Below are 20,239 nucleotides of genomic sequence, written 5' to 3' on the forward strand. Positions count from 1 at the left end.
TAGGCGAGGGTTTCTGGAACCGTTGTAACGACGGTTCGTGTGGCTCCGACGGGCGTCGATCCCGTGACCTCACGATTTTCAGTCGTGCGCTCTACCAACTGAGCTACAGAGCCTCGCGGCACATCTGGGATCTGCCGCGTCCTAGACGACAGGCCCTCTTCGAGAAAAGGGCCTGTCGCTCAGAGCGACCCTGACGGGACTTGAACCCGCGACCTCCGCCGTGACAGGGCGGCACGCTAACCAACTGCGCTACAGGGCCATAACTTTTCAATTGTATCCGATCGGGTGACCCCAACGGGATTCGAACCCGTGCTACCGCCGTGAAAGGGCGGCGTCCTAGGCCGCTAAACGATGGGGCCGAAGTCTGTCCTCAAGAGGACTTCCTTGCCGACGCTCAAGCATAAGGGAAGTCCCGGGGAAAACGCGAATCGAGGGCGCGCCCTCCTCCCGATCGGGCGTGTCGGGAGGACGATGGGTCGCGTGAGTCGTGTCGGGTCGAGCCCGGTCGGCCCGGCGGATGCCCTGCAGCACTGTTGCGGATGTGAAAGTTGTTGTTAGTGTGGCATCTGTGAAACCGGCGGAAGGGGCCGTGTGAACGAGGACACTCTTGCGGAGGATGATGCTGCCTTCGCAGCATCCGACGAATGCGGCTGCGCGCCCAGTCCGGCCGAGCGCCGAGCGCTCTGGACCAAGGGCGGCGTCACGCGACGCACCGCGCTCGGTCTCGGCGCCCTCAGCGTCGTCGCGCTCAGCGCGTTCGGCATCTCCAACGGCGTCAGCGCCGCATACGCCGCCACCTACCCCAGCTGGGACGACGTCCAGAAGGCCAAGAAGAGCGAGGCAGCCAAGTCGGCCGAGATCACCCGCATCCAGGGGCTGATCGACTCCCTCACCCAGAGGGTGGCGGAGACGGAGGAGGCCGCGCGGATCGCATCCGACGCCTTCTACGAGGCCCAGCAGGCGTACTTCGAAGCCGCCTCCGAGGCCGAGGACCTCCAGGCGCAGGCCGACGCGCAGTCCGCCATCGCCGACGAGTCGGCTCGCAAGGCCGCACAGGTGGCTGCGCAGCTGTACCGCAACGGCGGAGACGACACCGCCCTCCAGCTGTTCTTCTCCGGTTCGGCGGCGAACGCCGACGAGCTGCTGTCCCGGCTCGGGACGATGGACAAGCTCCTCGAATACAACCAGACGGTCTACGACGACGCCGTCGCCGCGCGCGACTCCGCACAGCAGCTGAGCGATCAGGCCGTCGTCGCCCGCGAGGAGCGCGACCGCCTCCAGCAGGTCGCCGAGGACAAGATGGTCGCCGCCCAGGAGGCGGCGGATGCCGCGCAGGCGGCTCTCGACGAGCAGTCGGCCAACCTCGACACGCTCCAATCCCAGCTCGCAGCCCTCAAGGACGACACCGCCAAGACGGTCGCCGCCTACCAGGCCGGGGTCAAGGAGCGGGCGCGCATCGAGGCGGCGCGCAGGAAGAAGGAAGCCGAGGAGGCGGCCGCGAACGCCGGCGGAGGAGGCGGTGGCGGCGGTGGCGGAGGAGGAGGCGGCGGAAACGTCGGCTCCAGCGGCTGGGCCCGCCCGCATGGCGGGCGCATCTCCTCGGGGTACGGGCCGCGCCCCGTGCACTGCTCCAACGGCAAGTGCTCCTCCGGCTACCACCGCGGACTCGACTTCGCGAACGGATGCGGAGCCGGCATCTACGCCGCATCCGGCGGTGTCGTCGACTACGCCGGCTACAACGGCGGCTACGGCTACTACATCCGCATCCAGCACTCCGGAGGCATCGGCACCGGGTACGCGCACATCCGTCAGGGCGGCATCCTCGTCCGCAGCGGTCAGCGCGTCAAAGCCGGGCAGCTCATCGCCTACGCCGGCAACACCGGCAACTCCCTGGGCTGCCACATGCATTTCGAGGTCTATCGGGGCGGTACCGTCAACCCCGCTCCGTTCCTGCGCTCGCGCGGCATCAACGTCTGAGCCGCCCGCGACGGACGAAGCCCCCGGCCCGCTGATGCGGAACCGGGGGCTTCGACGTTCGCGATGGCAGCGGTCAGTGGCCCTGCTCGCCGAACCGGGCGATCGCCTCGTCGAGGATGCGCTGCGCCTCGGCGGCGTTCCCCCACTCGTCGACCTTGACCCACTTGTTGGGCTCCAGGTCCTTGTAGTGCTCGAAGAAGTGCTCGATCTCCTTCTTCGTGTACTCGGCGACGTCCTCGATGTCCTGGATGTGCGCCCAGCGCGGGTCCTTGCTCAGCACGGCGACGAGCTTGTCGTCGCCGCCGGCCTCGTCGCTCATCTTCAGCACGGCCACCGGGCGGACCTCGATGACGACTCCGGGATAGATCGCCTGGTCGAGGAGGACCAGCACGTCCAGCGGGTCGCCGTCCTCGCCGAGGGTGTTGTCGAAGTAGCCGTAGTCCGCCGGGTAGCCGAAGGTCGTGTACAGCACCCGGTCGAGGTGCACTCGCCCGGTCTCGTGGTCGACCTCGTACTTCACGCGGCTGCCGCGCGGGATCTCGATGACGGCGTCGTGTGCGCCCATGCGTGTGCTCCTTGGAAAAGACGGTTGGATGCCGGGACAAGCCTACCCGCGAGGACGCCGCCGCACTTCCGGCGATGCGGTCCCGCGCGGATGCCCGCAGCGGCGTGCCCTACCGTGGTGGTGTGCCCTCCTTGAATCCCGCCATCGCCGAGATCCGCCTCGCCGTGCGCGCCGCGCTCGCCGGCGTCCCCGAGGGATCGACGGTCCTCGTCGCCCTCTCCGGCGGCGCCGACTCCCTCGCCCTCACGGCGGCCACGGTCTTCGAGGCCTGCCCCCGCGGCATCCGGGTCGTCAGTGCGACGATCGATCACGGCCTGCAGGAGGGATCGGATGCCGTCGCCGCGACGGCGGCCGTGCGGGCCGAGGCCCTCGGCGTGGACGACGCGCTGCAGAGCAGGGTCGACGTCGACGGCAGCGGCGGACTCGAGGCGGCAGCGCGCGACGCCCGCTACTCGGCACTTCGCGGGATCGCGGTGTCGGAGCGCGCAGCGGCGGTGCTCCTCGGGCACACCCTCGACGATCAGGCCGAGACCGTGCTGCTCGGCCTCGCCCGCGGTTCGGGCGCCGCCAGTCTGCAGGGCATGGCGCCTGTCCGCGAGGACGAGGACGGCATCCGCTGGATCCGACCGCTGCTCGCCGTGCGGCGCGTGACGACGAGGGCCTTCTGCGAGGCATCCGGGCTGGAGGTCTGGGACGATCCGCACAACGGCGACGCCCGCTTCGCACGCGTGCGGGTCCGTGAGCGGGTGCTCCCCATGCTCGAGGCGGAGCTCGGTCCCGGCATCGCCGAGGCGCTCGCCCGCACCGCCGAGCAGCTCCGCGAGGATGCCGAGGCGTTCGACGAGATGATCCACGAGACGATCGAGGACATCGTCGAGCATGCCGAGGCGGGCATCGCCGTCAGCGTCGCCGCGCTCGCCGCCAATCCCGCGGCCCTGCGCAACCGGGTGATCCGCCTCGTCGTCGACAGCGAGTTCGGGGTGAGTCTCACGCGATCGCAGACCGTCGAGGTCGCCCGGCTCGTCACCGACTGGTCGGGACAGGGGCCGATCGACCTCCCCGGCTGCACGGCCGCCCGGCGCGGCGCGCAGATCGTCTTCGCCGCCCGTCCCTGACGCGCCTCCGGCCGTCGCGGCTGCTCTGCACATCTGCGTGCCCACGGTGTCGGCCGCACCCGTGCTGGCCGTTCTCGTGCTCGCTGTGTCCGGTCGTGTTCGCGCTGGCCGTGTCCGGCTGGGTTCGGGTCTCACGACCCGCATCCTCGACGCGGGCTCGATGGCCTGCACCTCGACACGGGCTCAGTTCGGTACCTCCGGTATGCCCTGGAGGTACCGAACTGAGCCCGCGCGATCGGATCGAAGACGATGCGCCCCTGCGATCGTCGGCGGGGACCGCTACTTCTTGCCGAAGAGCCCGCCGAGGATGCCCCCGAGGTCGATGCCCCCGCCGGTCGACGCGTTCGATCCGCCGCCCAGGACGCCGCCGATGATGTCCCCGATCCCGCCGCCCGACGAGGATCCGCCGCCGCCGAGCAGACCGCCGATCAGATCGCCGATGCCGCCGCCGGACTGCTCGCCGGCATCCGCCTTCTCTGCCTTGCCCTTGTTGGCGTTCGCGATCAGTCCCATCACGATCGGAGCGAGGATCGGCAGGAGCTTCCCGAAGTCGATGCCCGCCGTCTTCTTCGACTCGGTGAGCTTCGCGGTGACCTCCTGCTCCTTGTCGCCGAGGATGTGCTTCACGATCTTGCCTCCGTCGGCCTGATCGATGTCGTCCACCGTCGACGCGGCAGAGGCGTTCTCGTGCTTCTTCAGCGCCGCCTGGATCGCCGCGGAGCCCTCATCGCTCTCCGCGTTCTTCGCCAGCCCGCCGAGCAGCACCGCGCCGCCCTGCTCCACGGCCTGCTTGGCCACGTCGGTCGAGACGCCGAGCTTCGCAGCGATGTCGTCGAGCGGGACCTGCTTGAGGATGTCGTCGAGGGCCATGGTGGATCCTTCCGTCTGTGGGCATCGCCCGGTTCACTGCTCACAGTAGTGCGGATGCCGCGCGTTCCGTCGCCTAAAATCAATCCATGCGCGCCGCTGAGATCCAGTCCGACCTTGCCGAGATCCTCGTCACCGAGGAGGAGATCCACGCCAAGCTCGACGAGCTCGCGGCCCGCGTCGCCGTGGATTACGCGGGCAAGGACATCCTCCTCGTCGGCGTGCTCAAGGGCGCCGTCATGGTCATGGCCGACTTCGCCCGCGCGCTCCCGTTCCACGCGCCGATGGACTGGATGGCCGTGTCGAGCTACGGCGCGAGCACGAAGTCCAGCGGCGTCGTGCAGATCCGCAAGGACCTCGACAGCGACCTGCACGGCAAGCACGTCCTCATCGTCGAGGACATCATCGACTCCGGTCTCACCCTCAGCTGGCTGCTGGAGAACTTCGAATCCCGCGGCGCGGAGTCCATCGAGGTCCTCGCGCTGCTGCGCAAGCCCGAGGCGGCGAAGGTCGTCATCGACTGCAAGTACGTCGGCTTCGACATCCCCACGGACTTCGTCGTCGGCTACGGCCTGGACTACGACGAGCGCTACCGCAACCTGCGCGACGTCGCGGTGCTCGCCCCGCACGTCTACAGCTGACGAGTCCCGCCGGATGGCGCAGACGGACTGCTTCCGCACCCGGAATCCGTTCACCTGCACCACAGAGAGATGCAGGGATGCCGCCGTACGCCGTGGGCGAATCACAGCAGGCGCAAAGCGGGCGGGCGGTACGCTGATCGGATCATGGACGTGAAGAAGATCACCCGGAATCCGCTGATTTACGTGGCGCTGATCGGCGTGCTGCTGTTCGGCGGCTTTCTGCTGATCTCGAACCTCGGCGCTCCCAAGCAGATCACCACCCAGGAGGGCCTCGAGCTGCTCTCGAAGGAGACCGTGACCGAGGTCACGAACACCGACGGGGATCAGCGCGTCGACATGACGCTCTCCAAGGAGTACGAGGGCGCGACGAACGTCCAGTTCTACTACGTCGACGCCCGCGCCGACGAGGTCGTCGCCGCGATCGACGCGGCAGACCCCAAGGACGGCTTCGATGACGTCGTGCCGCGTGCGACCTGGTTCGACAGCATCCTCTCGCTGCTGATCCCGCTCGTCCTGCTCGGCCTGCTGTTCTGGTGGCTGCTCTCCTCCATGCAGGGCGGCGGCGGCAAGGTCATGCAGTTCGGCAAGTCCAAGGCGAAGCTCGTGAACAAGGAGACCCCGACGGTCACCTTCGCCGACGTCGCCGGCGCCGACGAGGCCATCGAGGAGCTCCAGGAGATCAAGGAGTTCCTGCAGGACCCGGGCAAGTTCCAGGCGATCGGCGCCCGCATCCCGAAGGGCGTGCTGCTGTACGGCCCCCCGGGAACCGGCAAGACGCTCCTCGCCCGCGCCGTCGCCGGCGAGGCCGGCGCCCCCTTCTACTCGATCTCCGGATCGGACTTCGTGGAGATGTTCGTCGGCGTCGGCGCCTCCCGCGTCCGCGACCTGTTCAACCAGGCCAAGGAGAACGCCCCCGCGATCATCTTCATCGATGAGATCGACGCCGTCGGCCGCCACCGAGGCGCCGGCATGGGCGGCGGCAACGACGAGCGCGAGCAGACGCTGAACCAGATGCTCGTCGAGATGGACGGCTTCGACCCGAACGCGAACGTCATCGTCATCGCGGCGACCAACCGCCCGGACATCCTCGACCCCGCGCTGCTGCGCCCTGGCCGGTTCGACCGCCAGATCGGCGTCGACGCCCCCGACCTCAAGGGCCGTCTGCATATCCTCGAGGTCCACGCGAAGGGCAAGCCGCTCTCGCAGTCGGTCGACCTCGAGGTGGTCGCCCGCAAGACTCCCGGCTTCACCGGCGCGGATCTGGCCAACGTCCTCAACGAGGCCGCCCTGCTCACGGCGCGCTCGAACGCGCAGCTCGTCGACAACCGCGCCCTCGACGAGGCGATCGACCGCGTGATCGCCGGCCCACAGCGCCGCACCCGCGTCATGAAGGACCGCGAGAAGCTCATCACCGCCTACCACGAGGGCGGGCATGCGCTCGCCGCGGCGGCGATGAACCACACCGATCCGGTCACGAAGATCACGATCCTGCCCCGCGGCAGGGCCCTCGGCTACACGATGGTGCTGCCCGTCGACGACAAGTACTCGGTCACCCGCAACGAGCTGCAGGACCAGCTGGCCTACGCGATGGGCGGCAGGGTCGCGGAGGAGATCGTGTTCCACGATCCGACGACCGGGGCGTCCAACGACATCGAGAAAGCCACCGGCATCGCCCGCAAGATGGTCATCGAGTACGGCATGACGACCGAGCTCGGTCCGGTCAAGCTGGGCACCGAGGGAGGCGAGCCCTTCGCAGGGCGCGACTTCGGCCATGGCAGGGACTACTCCGAGAGCATCGCCGAACGCGTCGATGTCGAGGTGCGCGCTCTCATCGAGCAGGCTCACAACGAGGCCTATCAGGTCATCAGCGACAACAGGGACGTCCTCGACCGGCTCGCCCTGGCGCTCCTCGAGGAGGAGACGCTCGACCACAACCAGATCGCGGAGATCTTCCAGGGCATCCGCAAGCTCCCGGAGCGTCCGCTGTGGCTCTCCAGCCAGGGTCGACCGGTCTCGGATCGCCCTCCGATCGAGGTGCCCAAGCGCGTCATCCCCGCGGACGCCGCGGCGAGCGAGGCCGCGCCGGCCGGGTCCGCATCGGGCACGAGCGGAAAGCACGTCTCCCCCGGACGCCCGCGGCCGGCGACCGCCTGATCGTGAGCGTCGACAGGGAGCGGGTCGCGGCTCTCACCCGGGAGCTGCTGCAGGCGATCGGCGAGGATCCGGAGCGCCCCGGTCTCAAGCAGACGCCGCAGCGGATGGCCGAGCTGTACGCCGAGTTCTTCGCCGGCGTCGGCGCGGATCCGGCGGCGCCCCTGGCGCACACGATCAGCGTGTCGCGAGGTCCAGCGCCCGACACCCTCCCCAGCGGCGCCGTCGTGCTCCGGGACATCCGCTTCCGCTCGGTCTGCGAGCACCACCTGCTGCCCTTCTCGGGGCATGCCCACATCGCCTATCTGCCCGGTGAGCAGGTCGTCGGCCTCGGCGCCCTGGTGAAGGTCGTCGAGATCCTGTCGGCCCGTCCGCAGGTGCAGGAGCGGCTGGGCGAGCAGATCGCCGACACGATCGCCCAGCATCTCGACACGCGCGGTGTGCTCGTGGTCCTGGACGCGGTGCACCAGTGCGTGACCATGCGCGGGGGCCGCCAGCCCGAGGCGTCCACCCTCACCGTCGCCGCCCGCGGCGTCTACGAGGATCCGGTCGCCCGCGGCGAGATCATCGCGCTGATCGGCACGGGGAGCGCCTCGTGACCGGCCGTTCTGCAGGAGCCACCGGTCGTTCCGCAGGAGCATCCGTTCACGATCACCGCGAAACCGCAGGGAACCGGCCGGAATCGGGTCTTGCGTCCTGCAGAACGGACGGGCGGTCCTGCAGAACGGACAGAGGAGCCCGGGCATGACCGGAATCTGGGGCATCCTCAACGTGACTCCCGACTCGTTCAGCGACGGCGGGCGCTACCTCGATGCGCAGCGCGCGCTCGCCCACGCCGAGCGGATGCGCGATCAGGGCGCCACCGTGATCGATGTCGGCGGGGAGTCGACGCGACCCGGCGCGGAGCGCGTGCCGGTCTCGGAGGAGCAGGCGCGCGTCCTCCCCGTCATCGAGGCGCTCTCCGGCGGCGGCGTGCCCGTGTCGATCGACACCCTCAACGCGGACACCGCCGTGGCCGCCGTGCGGGCGGGTGCGCGCATCGTCAACGACGTCTCCGGAGGGCTCGCCGACGCCGGGATGCTCGCCGCCGTCGCGGACAGCGGCGCGGACTTCGTCCTCGGGCACTGGCGCGGGCCCTCCGCGGACATGTATGCGAACGCCGAGTACCGCAGGCCCGCCCGCGAGGTCGCCGGCGAGCTGCGGGAGGGTGTGGAGCGCGCCGCCGCCGCCGGGATCGCCCCCTCGCGGATCATCCTCGACCCCGGGATCGGGTTCGCGAAGGCGGGGGAGCAGAACTGGGAGGTCCTGCGCGGGATCGACGAGATCACCGCGCTCGGCTTCCGCGTGCTGATCGGGACCTCCCGCAAGAGGTTCCTGACTGCCGCGCTCGCCGCAGATGCGGACGGGGGGGTCTCCGAGCGGCGCCGCGACCTCGCCACGGCCGTCACCAGCGCCCTCGCCGCCCGCGCCGGCGTCTGGGCCGTGCGCGTCCACGATGTCGCCGCGACTCGCGATGCCCTCGCCGTCGCACACGCCTGGGAGGGCTGAGCATGGACTTCGTCGACGAGATTCTCCTCGCCGGGCTGAGCGTCTTCGGACGGCACGGGGTCTATGACCATGAGCGCGAGGACGGCCAGCAGTTCGTCGTCGACCTGCGGCTGCACCTGCACCTGGCGGATGCCGCCGCGTCCGACGACGTCGCAGACACCGTGCACTACGGCGAGCTCGCCGATCGCGTCGCGGCCGTGGTCGCCGGGGAGCCGGTGAACCTCATCGAGACGCTCGCCGGGCGCATCGCCGACGTGGTGCTGGCCGACGAGCGGGTGCTGCACGTCGCGGTCACGGTGCACAAGCCGCAGGCGCCGATCGCGCAGACGTTCTCGGACGTCGCGGTCACCCTGCACCGCGGCAGGACGGAGACCCGCTGATGGTCCGGATGCCTCCGCTGCCCCCGCTCGACCCGCGACCGCGTCGGGGCGACACCGTCGCGGTGGTCGCGCTCGGGTCGAACCTCGGCGACCGGCAGGGGACTGTGCGCCGGGCAGCCGAGCGCATCGCGCGCCTGCCGCTGGTCGACGAGGTGACGCTGTCGTCGCTGCATGAGACGGTCGCGGTGCGTCCGGACGGCCCCGACCCCGATGCACCGGGATACGTCAACGCCGTCGCGCTGGTCCGCACCCGCCTCGCTCCTCAGGTCCTGCTCGGGATGCTGCACGCGATCGAGGCCGAGAACGGGCGTGAGCGCGGTGAGCGCTGGGGCGATCGCACCCTCGACCTCGACCTCATCGCCTACGGCGACGTGCGCTCGTCGGAGCCGCGTCTGCGGCTGCCCCATCCCAGGGCGGCGGAGCGGCTGTTCGTGCTCGAGCCCTGGCTGGAGCTGGATCCCGAGGCTCAGCTCCCCGATGCCGGAAGGGTCGCCGATCTGGTCGATGTCCTCCGAGCGGGTGGACGATGAGACGCACCTCTCCCGGGATCCTCGTGCTGCTCGCCCTGGTGGGCGGTGCCGCCGGGTACCTGCTCGACCACCTCCTCACCGCGGGTGGGCGGGCGACCTTCACACCCTCCGGGCTGCTCCCGGTCCTCCTGCTTCTGCTCGCGGCTGCTGTGCTGGCCCTCGCCTGGCAGGTGCGCCGCAGTGCCCGGGGAGTGTCCGGCGCGCGCGTCGACCCGTTCCGCGCGGTGCGGGTCGCCAGCCTGGCGAAGGCGTCCAGCCTGCTCGGCGCGCTGCTCGCCGGATTCGGCGCCGGACTTCTGCTGTTCCTCCTGTCGCGTCCCGTCGGTCCGCAGGTAGGGTCGATGGTGGCGATGGCCGCCCTGGTCGTGAGCGCTCTCGTGCTCGTCGCCGCGGCACTCGTCGCCGAACACCTCTGCACCCTGCCGAAGGATCCTGATGACCGACAGCTCGACGACACCTCCCCTGGAGCCGAACCAGGGCTTCGCTGAGCAGGCGGCGGCGCCCCCTCCTGCCCCCGGCGCTCCTGTGCCCGGGATCGCGACGGACATGTCGATCGACGGCGCTCCTGTGCTCGATCAGGGCACGTATCAGCGTCTGCGCGAGCCGCGCGGCGCCGGCCGCCTCGCACTGGACGGTCGGTGGCATCAGATCTCCCCCCGCTACGTCGTCTCGCAGTTCGTGCAGGAGGGAATCTTCCTCGCGATCGTCGTGATCGCCGCCGTCGTGCTGAACATCGTCCTCGAGCAGGACTGGGTGTGGATCCCGGCCGGCGTCATCGTCCTGCTGACCCTCCTCACGATGTTCATCCTGCCCCGGCAGGCGAAGGCCATCGGATACATGCTCCGCGCCGACGACATCGTGTTCCGCAAGGGCATCCTGTGGCAGCGCATGATCGCAGTGCCCTACGGTCGCATGCAACTGGTCGACATCACGCACGGGCCCCTGGACCGCGCCTTCGGCGTCTCGCAGCTCAAGATGGTCACCGCGGCAGCCACGACGGGCGTGCAGATCCCCGGGCTCACCCAGGCCGCGGCGGAGTCGCTGCGCGACACGCTCATCGAGGTGGCGGAGACCCGGCGGACCGGGCTGTGAGCGTCCCCGAGAACCCCGGTCGGCCGGAGATGCAGGCGCCGACCGTCGCGCAGAGCGTCTCGTCCGACTCGCTCGCGGACGGCGAATGGCATCGCCTTCATCCGCTGACGCCGCTGTTCAAGGGCGGGCTCGCGCTCATCATCGTCGCCGGCATCGCGTTCAACAGCTTCCGCGAGCGACTGATCTACTGGTTCGTCGGCCTGTTCACGCCCAGCGAGGTGCACGTCGACGACTTCTCCGGCGGCGACCCCGTCGACTGGGTTCTGGCGAACAATCTCATCCTCGTCGTGCTGCTCGGCGTGCTGGGCGTGGTGGTGGTGCTGTGCCTGGCGTTCTGGCTGGTCTGGCGCTTCCAGCAGTTCCGCATCACCGACGAGCACGTCGAGGTCCGCAAGGGCATCGTCTTCCGCTCGCACCGTCGTGCCCCGCTCGACCGCGTGCAGGGCGTGAACCTCACCCGGCCGTTCCCCGCGCGGCTGATCGGCATGGCCAAGCTCGAGGTCGTCGGCGCCGGAACCGACGCCAACGTGCCGCTCGAGTACCTCTCGACCGCGAAGGCGGAGAAGGTGCGCTCGGACATCCTGCGGCTCGCCTCCGGCGCGCGCGCCGCGAGGGAGGCCGCGCGCAGCGGGCAGCCGCCGGCGTCGATCCGCCAGCAGTTCGTCGGCGAGTTCAACGCCGGGGTGAACGGCCTCATCGGCGGCGTGGATCTCGCGGACGTCGCACCGGAGAGCGTCGTGAAGATCCCCACCGGCCGCCTGGTGGGCTCTCAGCTGCTCAGCGCCGTGCTCTGGTTCGTGTTCTTCCTCGTGATCGTCGGCATCGTGCTGCTGAGCACGATCCCCGCGATCCTGCGCGATGAGGGGCCGGGCGCCTCGTTCGCCATCATCGGGATCGCTCTGGGCACGGGCATCCCCCTGATCCTGGCGACCGTCGCGATCACCTGGGCGCAGATCTCCAAGTCCCTGCGCTACTCCATCGCCCCCACCGCGGACGGGGTCCGCATCACGTTCGGCCTGTTCACCACCGTGACGGAGACCATCCCTCCAGGACGCATCTTCGCCGTGGAGGTCGCCCAGTCCCTGCTGTGGCGGCCGTTCGGATGGTGGACGATCAAGATCAACCGGATGACGGGGAAGAGCGCCTCGCAGCAGCAGTCCGGCACCGCGCAGCAGTTCAACATCGTGCTCCCGGTCGGCAAGCGGGCGGACGTCGAGCGCGTGCTCGGGCTCATCATGCCGGACCTCCCCGCCGCGGATCTGCCCCTGATCTGGGAGCACGGGATCCTCGGTCCGCAGCAGGGCGACCCGTACATCCGGATGCAGCCCCGCGCGTGGTGGCGACGTCCGGTCTCCTGGAGGCGGCACGGTCTCACCGTGACCGACTTCGGGCTGATCCTCCGTCGCGGCGTGCTGTGGCGCAAGCTCGCGGTCTTTCCGCTCGCGCGCCTGCAGGGCGTCTCCATATCGCAGGGGCCGGTCGACCGCCTCCAGCGGGTGGGGTGGATGAAGGCGCACAGCGTCACCGGCCCCGTCCTCGGCGAGGTGGTCGGCATCGACAGCACGGCGATCGTCGCGGCCTTCGAGGACGTCGACCGGCGTGCGTCGCTCGCTGCGGGACGCGATCGCTCGCACCGGTGGGCGCAGCAGGATGCCGCCGGAGGGTCCGTCGGATCCTCCGCGGCGGGAGCGGCGGCCGGGGCCTCGTGGCCGGATGCCGCGGCGCCGGTCGTCCCCGCGCCCACGGTGGCGCCGCGGTTCCCCCTCCCCTCGGAGTTCCCGGCGCCGTCTGCCGCGCAAGCGGCGCCTTCGGCGCTCCCGGTCGCGCCGCCTCCGCCGTTCACGCCTCCCGCGCCCCCTGCGGGAGCGGCTTCGTCTCCTGTCGAGCCGCCCGCTGCGCCTCCTGTGCCGCAGTCCGGCGCGCCGGAGCGGCCGCCCGTGCCTTCCGATCCGCCGTCGTTGCCGCCTGTGCCTCCCGCTGCACCCTCTGATCCGCAGGAGACCCGTGAGTCGTGACGGAAGACTCGGTGTCGGCATCGTCGGCGCCGGGCGGGTCGGTCCCGTGATCGGCGCCGCGCTCGCGGGCGCCGGTCACGCTGTCGTCGGGATCACCGGCGGTTCGGACGACGAGCGGGTCTCGGCGGTGCTCCCCGGAGTCCCCGTGCTGGATGCTCCGGAAGTGCTCCGCCGCAGCGAGCTGGTCGTGCTCGCCGTGCCGCACGAGGAGCTTCCCGGCCTCGTGGCGGGACTCGCCGAACTGGATGCCTGGCAACCGGGACAGCTCGTGCTGCACACCGATCCCGCCTGGGGCATCGGGGTGCTCGAGCCCGTCCAGCGTCGCGGTGCGATCCCACTCGCCGTGCACCCGGCCATCACGTTCACCGGCACGTCGATGGACCTCCGTCAGCTGCCGGCGAGCTTCGCCGCGGTCAGCGCGCCGGCGCCCGTGCTGCCGATCGCGCAGGCGCTCGCCGTCGAGCTGGGCTGCGAGCCGATCGTCATCGCCGAGGCCGACCGTCCGGCCTATGCGGAGGCGATCGCGACGGCGACGGAGTTCTCCCGGTCGATCATCGGACAGGCCACGTCGCTGCTGCGGGGGATAGGGGTGGAGAACCCCGGCGGATACCTCTCCGCCCTCGTGCAGTCCACGGTGGAGCGCGCCCTGCGCGAAGCATCCGACGCCTGAGGTGCGAAGCGTCCGCCGCCCGAGGGCTTCCCGTGCGGCCGTGACCGTCAGCGTCCGCCGGAGAAGCCGCCGCCACCACCGCCGCCGGAGAAGCCGCCTCCCGCGGCGCCGGAGAACGACGACGAGCTGCCCGTGGACGGGGCGGAGTAGTGCGCCGCGCTCTGCGTGGTCTGGCCGAATCGGGCGAGATAGCCGATCATGAATCCGGTCTGGTAGCCCGTCACCCAGGAGGGCTCGTATCCGTCCGCCTCGTATCGCGTCTCCAGCACCCGTCCCCACTCGGTCTCCATGCCGAAGAGGATCGCGTAGGGGAGCAGTCGCTCGTATAGATGCACGAGCTCGACGCCGTCGCGGGTGTAGCGTTCCGCGCCCGAGTAGGACTGCAGCATCCGCAGCCGATCCTCCTCTGCGACGCGGATGAACTCCCGCACGCCCTGGAGGTGCTCGTGCTGCTGGGCGCCCGCCTTCGTCAGGACGGTGTGCCTGACGAAGGCGAAGATCATGCTCAGCAGGACGACGATGAGCGCCACGATCGCGACGAGCAGGGCGGGCGCCGCGCTCTCACGACCCTGGATCATGCTCCAGACGGCCAGTCCGAGCGCCACGGCGAGCGGGATGAGCGAGAGCAGCGCCAGCGTGCGGGCGAGCGGGCTGCGCCTCCGCTCGGTCAGCCCGCGCTTCGCAGCCGCGCCCGCGCCCGTCTTCTCGAGCTTCTGCATCCGCTCGGCGAAGGACTCGCTCGCGCGCGGGATCTTCACCGTGGTGGCGCCCTTGCGGAAGAGCCGCGCCAGCGTCTGCTCGTCGAGGGCGTCGCCCTCCGCGGTGCCCTCGACCCGGTGGAGCACGGGCTGCCTGTCGCCACGGTCCTCGATCCGCAACCTTCCGCCGACGGCGAGGTGGATGATCTCTGCCGCAATAGGCGTGCGCGCCCCGGGGATGAGCTCCGCCGCGAGCAGCGGCGGCATCGTGGCGGGGACGTCGTACTGGGCGACGATGATCCCGGCCGCCCTGCGGCTGCGGCGTCGGTGCGCGCCCACGGCGAACCATCCGCCCACGGCGACACCGACGGCGGTCGCACCGGCCGCGAACGGGCCGATGTCTGCCACGGGATCCGGCTGCCTGGCGGCCGGCTGCTGCACCGTTCCGGCTTCGAACCCGATCGCGATCGTCACGCCGTCACCGGCATCCCGGTACCCTGAGGCGACCGAGAACGAGACCGTGCCGTCGCCCTGCTCCGGACCGGTGATCTCGCAGCGCTGCTCCGATCCCTCGGTCCCCTGGTAGCAGGAGGCCTCTCCGGTCAGCCTCGTCGCGAGGTCGTCGTCCAGCACGATCTCGGTGCGGAAGGACTCGATGGCCTGCGTGCTGTCCAGGGGCAGCAGGTCCCAGGAGAACTCGTCGCCGCCGGTGTCCTGCGCGGTCAGGAGGACATCGTGCATCTCGTAGGAGATGACGTAATCGGTCGGTCCGCGCACGTACTCGTCGGTTCCGGTGAGGACGAAGAGCGTGCCGTCGTCCTCGTCGGTCTCGAACGGGATCGCCGCCCCTTCGGCATCCGTCACCGAGAGGATCGTCGTGCCCAGATCCGCCCCCTGATAGCGGGTCGCGAGCCCGCGCACGATGCCCTTGTTCTGATCGACGTCCGGGAAGTCCGCGACGAGATGCTCCTCGACGTGGAGCAGGGCGCGCCCCTCGTCGTCCAGGCTCAGCTCGTACCGTGCGCCCCAGGACGAGTAGCCGAAGTCATCGACGTCCGCTGCGGCGGGCGCGGCGGGCAGCGCGAGCGAAGCGGCGGCGGGCAGCCTGGGCGGGGCGGTGGTTCTCGATGCCTCGGTGGCCGTCTCCGCGGACGCCGGAGCCGGCATCGCCGCAGCAGTCCCTGGCGTCTCAGCAGCAGCCCTCGGCGCGTCAGCGGCGGGCGACATGGCTGCCGCGGCCGGGGCTGCGCCGAGCAGCAGCAGACCAGTGGCCAGGGCGGCGGAGGCGGCCGGACGAGTGATGCGGAGAGCGCTCATCCCCTCACGCTAACCCGGGGCTCTCCTGCCGGCATCCTCCGCAGGGGGGAGAACCGCCCCACGGTAAACTGAAGCCCGACTTCCAAGGAGCCCTGAATGACGCACGCGCCCGACGCGCCGGAGAACACCCCTGCCGACCCCTCGACGGGATCGGGCGGCCTCGAGAACGAGGACGTCCACGAGCAGAAGGCCGTCCGGCTCGCCAAGCGCGAGCGCCTGATCGCACGGCGGGCGGATGCCGGGGGAGGGGCGTTTCCCGTCGGCGTGCCCGTGACCGCGACCATCCCAGCGCTCCGCGCCGAGTACGGCGAACTCGAGGCCGGCGCCGAGACCGGTGTCGTCGTCGGCGTCGCGGGCCGGGTCGTGTTCAGCCGCAACACCGGAAAGCTCTGCTTCGCGACGCTGCAGGCCGGCGACGGCTCGCGCATCCAGGCGATGATCTCGCTCGCCAGCGTCGGCGAGGAGTCCCTCGCCGACTGGAAGGAGTACGTCGATCTGGGCGACCACGTCTTCGTGCACGGCGAGGTGATCTCCAGCCGCCGCGGCGAGCTGTCGATCATGGCGGACGGATGGGCGATCGCCTCCAAGGCGATCCTCCCGCTGCCGAACGCCTACGCCGAGCTCAGCGAGGAGGGCCGCGTCCGCAGTCGCTACCTCGATCTCATCGTCCGGGAGCAGGCGCGGACCACCGTTCGGGCCAGGGCCGCCGTGAACGCCAGCCTCCGAGCGACCTTCGCGAGCCACGACTATCTCGAGGTCGAGACGCCGATGCTGCAGGTGCAGCACGGCGGCGCCTCGGCTCGTCCCTTCGTCACGCACTCGAACGCGTTCGACACCGAGCTGTATCTGCGCATCGCGCCGGAGCTGTACCTCAAGCGCGCCGTCGTCGGCGGCATCGAGCGGGTCTTCGAGATCAACCGCAACTTCCGCAACGAGGGCGCCGACTCTACGCACAGCCCGGAGTTCGCGATGCTCGAGGCGTACCAGGCCTACGGCGACTACAACCAGATGGCCGAGCTCACCCAGGAGCTCGTCCAGCGGGCCGCTGTCGCGGTCAGCGGCTCCACCACGGTCACCTGGGCCGACGGCGCCGAGTATGACCTGGGCGGTGAATGGGATCGCATCTCGATGTACGGCTCGCTCTCCGCCGCCGCGGGGCGGACGTTCACCGTCGACGACTCCGTCGAGGACCTCATCGCGTTCGCCGAGCAGCACGGCGTCGACCTGCCGCCGCAGGCCACGCACGGCAAGCTGATCGAGGAGCTCTGGGAGCACTTCGTCAAGGGCGGGCTCGTGCGCCCGACGTTCGTCATGGACTTCCCGGTCGACACGTCGCCGTTGGTGCGCGAGCATCGATCGACCCCCGGCGTCGTGGAGAAGTGGGATCTGTACATCCGCGGCTTCGAGCTCGCGACGGGATACTCCGAGCTCGTCGACCCGGTCATCCAGCGGGAGCGGTTCGTCGAGCAGGCGAAGCTCGCCGCCCGCGGCGATGTCGAGGCGATGCGCGTCGACGAGGAGTTCCTGCGGGCGCTCGAGCACGGCATGCCGCCGTCCGGGGGCATGGGCATGGGCATCGACCGGCTGCTGATGGCGATCACCGGGCTCGGCATCCGCGAGACCATCCTCTTCCCCCTCGTGAAGTGACCGGAGCCCCTCCTGTGAAGTGACGGGGGCGGTCTGCGCGAGAACGCTCATCGGGCGTCGGCGGAGGGACGGCGGAACGCCCATTCCGGCAGCGGCCTGGCGCTCATCAGCGTGTTCAGCAGACGGGCGAGGCCGTACTCCGGATCGATCGCGTGGATCTTCGCGAGATGGTGCGCGGCGTGCGTCGAGCGGCCGAGCGCCCAGGAGGCCCAGGCGGCGAGCGAGAGCGGTCCGACGCGCTGACGGCGGGGCGCCCGCGCCGACAGCGCCAGGGCGGCGCGCAGCATCCGCTCCAGGCGTGCCGGGTCGGGCCGGGGTCCCTCGCCCATGAGGATCCTCCCGTGCTCCGGCGCGGGGAGCGTCCCCTCGCTGCGGAAGGACAGCTGACGGGCGAGCGCCTCCTCCCCCTGCTCCCGATCGGTCGTCCACTGCATCAGCACGGCGTCGCGGAACACCGGCTGCTCCAGCACCCAGAGCATCGCCGCCGTCTCGAAAGGCGCGGGGTCTTCGGCGTGCAGCATGCGCTCGGCGAACAGGGGCATGTCGTCGAGCATCGCCAGCGCCGCGATCGCCTGCGGATCCGTGCGGCCGTCGTCGGGCCGTCCGCTGCAGCACAGCCGCCCCGCGACCTCTCGCAGTGCGGCCAGGGCACGACCGACGCGCTCCTTCTCGGCGAGATCGACCGGCGGACCATCGGCGCCGTCGTTCTGATCCCCGTCCAGGACGGCCCGACCTCCGGGGAGTTCCCGCCGGGGCGGAAGCGGACGCAGCCGCGGGTCCTCGTCGAGGTAGCTCGACCACCCCTCCGGCGTCGCGCACAGGGCGTCGACGACGTCGAGGCGGGCGTCCTCCAGCTCGTCGATCATGCGATCGACGAGCACGGCATGGGGCAGCACGAGTCCCTCCGGCGTCGGCAGCACCTTCTGATCGCAGTACACGACCAGGGCGACCGCATCCGCGTGCTCGACCCGGGACGCGAGCGCCGCGGCCTGCTCGACGAAGTCCTCGACGTGCTCGTCGTCGGGGAGATCCATGCGCAGTGCGCCGTACGTGCGCCTGCCCTCGAACGGCAGCAGCACGATGCTCCGGGTCGGCGTGCAGCCGGCGAGAGCGGGAACCATGCCGAGGAAGTCGGCGGAGCCAGTGGCCTTCATCAGGGTCGTCATGCCGGGAGTCTGGCTGACGGAGCGTGCCTGTGGAGCGGGTGTGTATGGATTTCAGGGATTTTCCGGATGTGCAGGACGAGTGGGCCGCCGGCGTCGTCTCCGGCGCGGCGTACGATGGAGGCATGGACAGCTTCTGGACGGCTCTCGCCTGGTCGATCCTTCCGACCATCGCCGTCTGCCTGGTCTTCTGGTTCGTGCTCCGCGGCATCCTGCGATCCGACCGCACCGAGCGCAAGGTCCATGCGCAGATCGAAGCCGAGGAGCGCGCCGCCAGGGGCCTTCCGCCGCGCTCCTCGTGACCTGCCGGCCTCGTCGGAGCCACGCAGTACGCTGAGACCAGAAGCTGCGCCGCAGGTGCGGTGCGGACGAGGTCGGGGGTGACGCCGTGGACACGTTGTCGGGGTGGCTCCTCGCGGGGTACTTCGTCGTCGACGTCATCATCCGCGTCACGGCGGTCATCGTCATCCCCCGCAACAGGCGGCCGACCGCGGCCATGGCCTGGCTGCTGGCGGTGTTCTTCATCCCCTTCATCGGCGTCTTCCTCTTCCTGCTCATCGGCAACCCCCGTCTGCCGCGTGCTCGACGGCGCAAGCAGCAGCAGATCAACGAGGTGATCGCCGAGACGAGCGAGCGCCTGCACTTCGGCACCCTGCGTCCTGACGCCCCGCACTGGTTCAACGCGCTCGTGCGGATGAACCAGAGCATGGGCGCCATGCCGATCTCGGGGGACAACGGCGCGCACCTCATCGCCGACTACCAGGAGTCCCTCGACGCGATGGCGGATGAGATCCGCACGGCGACGACGTATGTGCACGTGGAGTTCTACATCCTGCAGTCGGACGCCTCCACCGACAACTTCTTCCGCGCGCTGGAGGAGTCGGCGGCTCGCGGCATCCCCGTCAGAGTCCTCCTCGACCACTGGGCCAACCGCTGGAAGCCGCGGTACCGAGAGACGATCGAGCGGCTCAACCGGATGGGAGCCGACTGGCATCTCATGCTTCCCGTCCAGCCCCTCAAGGGGAGGATGCAGCGCCCCGATCTGCGCAACCACCGCAAGCTCCTCGTCGTCGACGGCCGCGTCGCCTTCCTCGGCTCGCAGAACATCACCGACTCGACATACAACCTGCCCAAGAACATCAAGCGCGGTCTGCACTGGGTCGACCTCATGGTGCGAGTCGACGGGCCGGTCGTCGCCAGCGTCAACGGCATCTTCCTCTCGGACTGGTACAGCGAGACCGACCAGATCCCGGAGGGCGTCGACATCACGCAGCCGGCTCCCGGCTCCGGCGATCTGGACTGTCAGATCGTGCCCTCCGGCCCGGGGTTCGAGGTCGAGAACAACCTGAGGCTCTTCCTCGGGCTGCTGTATGCCGCCCGACGCCAGATCATGATCGTGAGCCCGTACTTCGTCCCCGACGAGGCGCTGCTCCTCGCCGTCACGGCCGCCGTCGACCGCGGCGTCGAGGTCCAGCTGTTCGTCTCGGAGGACGGCGACCAGGCGATGGTCTATCACGCGCAGCGCAGCTACTACGAGGCGCTGCTGAAGGCGGGGGTGCGCATCTGGATGTACCGCAAGCCGTACATCCTGCACACCAAGAGCCTGACGATCGACGACGAGGTGGCCGTGATCGGTTCGAGCAACATGGACATGCGCTCCTTCGGCCTGAACCTCGAGATCTCGATGCTCGTGCGCGGTCAGGAGTTCGTCGACGAGATGCGCGAGGTGGAGGATCGCTACCGGCGCCTGAGCCGGGAGCTCACCCTCGAGGAGTGGATGCAGCAGCCGCTGCGGTCCACCGTGCTCGACAATCTCGCCCGCCTGACCTCCGCGCTGCAGTAGGGCTTTGAGACGGATCGGAT

19 protein-coding genes and 3 tRNA genes are annotated in these 20,239 nt (G+C 70.2%); 15 read left to right on the top strand and 7 right to left on the bottom strand.

Annotated elements, in window-relative coordinates:
• Positions 1-40: 40 nt before the first annotated feature.
• The 3 genes from ACYVGQ_RS17645 to ACYVGQ_RS17655 all read right to left on the bottom strand — a co-directional run bounded on the left by ACYVGQ_RS17645 (position 41) and on the right by ACYVGQ_RS17655 (position 359).
• Positions 41-113, bottom strand: a tRNA-Phe gene (locus ACYVGQ_RS17645).
• Between the two features lie 72 nt (positions 114-185).
• A tRNA-Asp gene (locus ACYVGQ_RS17650) sits at positions 186-259 on the bottom strand.
• Positions 260-286: 27 nt separating this feature from the next.
• Positions 287-359, bottom strand: a tRNA-Glu gene (locus tag ACYVGQ_RS17655).
• A gap of 232 nt (positions 360-591) precedes the next feature.
• Between ACYVGQ_RS17655 and ACYVGQ_RS17660 the strand changes: the two genes are divergently transcribed.
• The gene (locus ACYVGQ_RS17660; RefSeq protein WP_460785997.1) at positions 592-1,977 is read left to right on the top strand and encodes a M23 family metallopeptidase; all 1,386 of its coding nucleotides are present in this window, start codon (positions 592-594) and stop codon (positions 1,975-1,977) included.
• Between the two features lie 73 nt (positions 1,978-2,050).
• Here the strand turns inward: ACYVGQ_RS17660 and ppa are convergent, their stop codons facing one another.
• Complete coding sequence (gene ppa, locus ACYVGQ_RS17665; protein WP_460785998.1) at positions 2,051-2,542, bottom strand: inorganic diphosphatase; 492 nt, start codon at positions 2,540-2,542, stop codon at positions 2,051-2,053.
• 74 nt (positions 2,543-2,616) lie between these two features.
• Here ppa and tilS point away from each other — a divergent pair, with 74 nt between their 5' ends.
• Complete coding sequence (gene tilS, locus ACYVGQ_RS17670; protein ID WP_460785999.1) at positions 2,617-3,657, top strand: tRNA lysidine(34) synthetase TilS; 1,041 nt, start codon at positions 2,617-2,619, stop codon at positions 3,655-3,657.
• 279 nt (positions 3,658-3,936) lie between these two features.
• Here tilS and ACYVGQ_RS17675 read toward each other — a convergent pair whose 3' ends face one another.
• The gene (locus tag ACYVGQ_RS17675; protein WP_460786000.1) at positions 3,937-4,527 is read right to left on the bottom strand and encodes a DUF937 domain-containing protein; all 591 of its coding nucleotides are present in this window, start codon (positions 4,525-4,527) and stop codon (positions 3,937-3,939) included.
• Positions 4,528-4,613: 86 nt separating this feature from the next.
• On the opposite strand from ACYVGQ_RS17675, the gene hpt reads away from it, so the two are divergent.
• The 10 genes from hpt to ACYVGQ_RS17725 all read left to right on the top strand — a co-directional run bounded on the left by hpt (position 4,614) and on the right by ACYVGQ_RS17725 (position 13,551).
• Positions 4,614-5,165 (top strand): hypoxanthine phosphoribosyltransferase, encoded by a 552-nt coding sequence (gene hpt / locus ACYVGQ_RS17680; RefSeq protein WP_460786001.1) that lies wholly within the window; start codon positions 4,614-4,616, stop codon positions 5,163-5,165.
• 144 nt (positions 5,166-5,309) lie between these two features.
• The gene (ftsH, locus tag ACYVGQ_RS17685; protein ID WP_460786002.1) at positions 5,310-7,319 is read left to right on the top strand and encodes an ATP-dependent zinc metalloprotease FtsH; all 2,010 of its coding nucleotides are present in this window, start codon (positions 5,310-5,312) and stop codon (positions 7,317-7,319) included.
• 2 nt (positions 7,320-7,321) lie between these two features.
• Positions 7,322-7,915 carry a GTP cyclohydrolase I gene (folE, locus tag ACYVGQ_RS17690; protein WP_460786003.1) on the top strand — a complete coding sequence of 198 codons (594 nt, stop codon included), beginning with the start codon at positions 7,322-7,324 and terminating at the stop codon, positions 7,913-7,915.
• Positions 7,916-8,060: 145 nt separating this feature from the next.
• Positions 8,061-8,864 carry a dihydropteroate synthase gene (folP, locus tag ACYVGQ_RS17695; RefSeq protein ID WP_460786004.1) on the top strand — a complete coding sequence of 268 codons (804 nt, stop codon included), beginning with the start codon at positions 8,061-8,063 and terminating at the stop codon, positions 8,862-8,864.
• Positions 8,865-8,866: 2 nt separating this feature from the next.
• A complete protein-coding gene (gene folB / locus ACYVGQ_RS17700; RefSeq protein WP_460786005.1) occupies positions 8,867-9,244 on the top strand; it encodes a dihydroneopterin aldolase in 378 nt (125 codons plus the stop codon).
• Positions 9,244-9,774: a 2-amino-4-hydroxy-6-hydroxymethyldihydropteridine diphosphokinase gene (gene folK, locus ACYVGQ_RS17705; protein WP_460786006.1), complete on the top strand. Its 531-nt coding sequence runs from the start codon at positions 9,244-9,246 to the stop codon at positions 9,772-9,774. The genes folB and folK overlap by 1 nt, the downstream gene beginning before the upstream one ends.
• Positions 9,771-10,262 (top strand): DUF3180 family protein, encoded by a 492-nt coding sequence (locus ACYVGQ_RS17710; protein ID WP_460786007.1) that lies wholly within the window; start codon positions 9,771-9,773, stop codon positions 10,260-10,262. The genes folK and ACYVGQ_RS17710 overlap by 4 nt, the downstream gene beginning before the upstream one ends.
• 58 nt (positions 10,263-10,320) lie before the next feature.
• A complete protein-coding gene (locus ACYVGQ_RS17715) occupies positions 10,321-10,866 on the top strand; it encodes a PH domain-containing protein (protein WP_460786146.1) in 546 nt (181 codons plus the stop codon).
• The gene (locus tag ACYVGQ_RS17720) at positions 10,863-12,881 is read left to right on the top strand and encodes a PH domain-containing protein (RefSeq protein WP_460786008.1); all 2,019 of its coding nucleotides are present in this window, start codon (positions 10,863-10,865) and stop codon (positions 12,879-12,881) included. The genes ACYVGQ_RS17715 and ACYVGQ_RS17720 overlap by 4 nt, the downstream gene beginning before the upstream one ends.
• Positions 12,871-13,551 carry a DUF2520 domain-containing protein gene (locus ACYVGQ_RS17725; RefSeq protein WP_460786009.1) on the top strand — a complete coding sequence of 227 codons (681 nt, stop codon included), beginning with the start codon at positions 12,871-12,873 and terminating at the stop codon, positions 13,549-13,551. The genes ACYVGQ_RS17720 and ACYVGQ_RS17725 overlap by 11 nt, the downstream gene beginning before the upstream one ends.
• A gap of 47 nt (positions 13,552-13,598) precedes the next feature.
• On the opposite strand, the gene ACYVGQ_RS17730 is transcribed toward ACYVGQ_RS17725, so the two are convergent.
• On the bottom strand, positions 13,599-15,566 hold the full coding sequence (locus tag ACYVGQ_RS17730; RefSeq protein WP_460786010.1) for a DUF2207 family protein: 1,968 nt from the start codon (positions 15,564-15,566) through the stop codon (positions 13,599-13,601).
• A gap of 96 nt (positions 15,567-15,662) precedes the next feature.
• Here ACYVGQ_RS17730 and lysS point away from each other — a divergent pair, with 96 nt between their 5' ends.
• Positions 15,663-17,213 carry a lysine--tRNA ligase gene (gene lysS, locus ACYVGQ_RS17735; RefSeq protein ID WP_460786011.1) on the top strand — a complete coding sequence of 517 codons (1,551 nt, stop codon included), beginning with the start codon at positions 15,663-15,665 and terminating at the stop codon, positions 17,211-17,213.
• Between the two features lie 47 nt (positions 17,214-17,260).
• On the opposite strand, the gene ACYVGQ_RS17740 is transcribed toward lysS, so the two are convergent.
• On the bottom strand, positions 17,261-18,379 hold the full coding sequence (locus ACYVGQ_RS17740) for a DUF4192 family protein (protein WP_460786012.1): 1,119 nt from the start codon (positions 18,377-18,379) through the stop codon (positions 17,261-17,263).
• Between the two features lie 122 nt (positions 18,380-18,501).
• On the opposite strand from ACYVGQ_RS17740, the gene ACYVGQ_RS17745 reads away from it, so the two are divergent.
• On the top strand, positions 18,502-18,678 hold the full coding sequence (locus ACYVGQ_RS17745) for a hypothetical protein (protein ID WP_460786013.1): 177 nt from the start codon (positions 18,502-18,504) through the stop codon (positions 18,676-18,678).
• Between the two features lie 95 nt (positions 18,679-18,773).
• Positions 18,774-20,219, top strand: coding sequence for a cardiolipin synthase (gene cls, locus ACYVGQ_RS17750; RefSeq protein ID WP_460786147.1), 1,446 nt, complete (start codon positions 18,774-18,776; stop codon positions 20,217-20,219).
• The last annotated feature ends 20 nt before the right edge of the window (positions 20,220-20,239 follow it).

This window comes from Microbacterium tumbae (genome assembly GCF_054780175.1).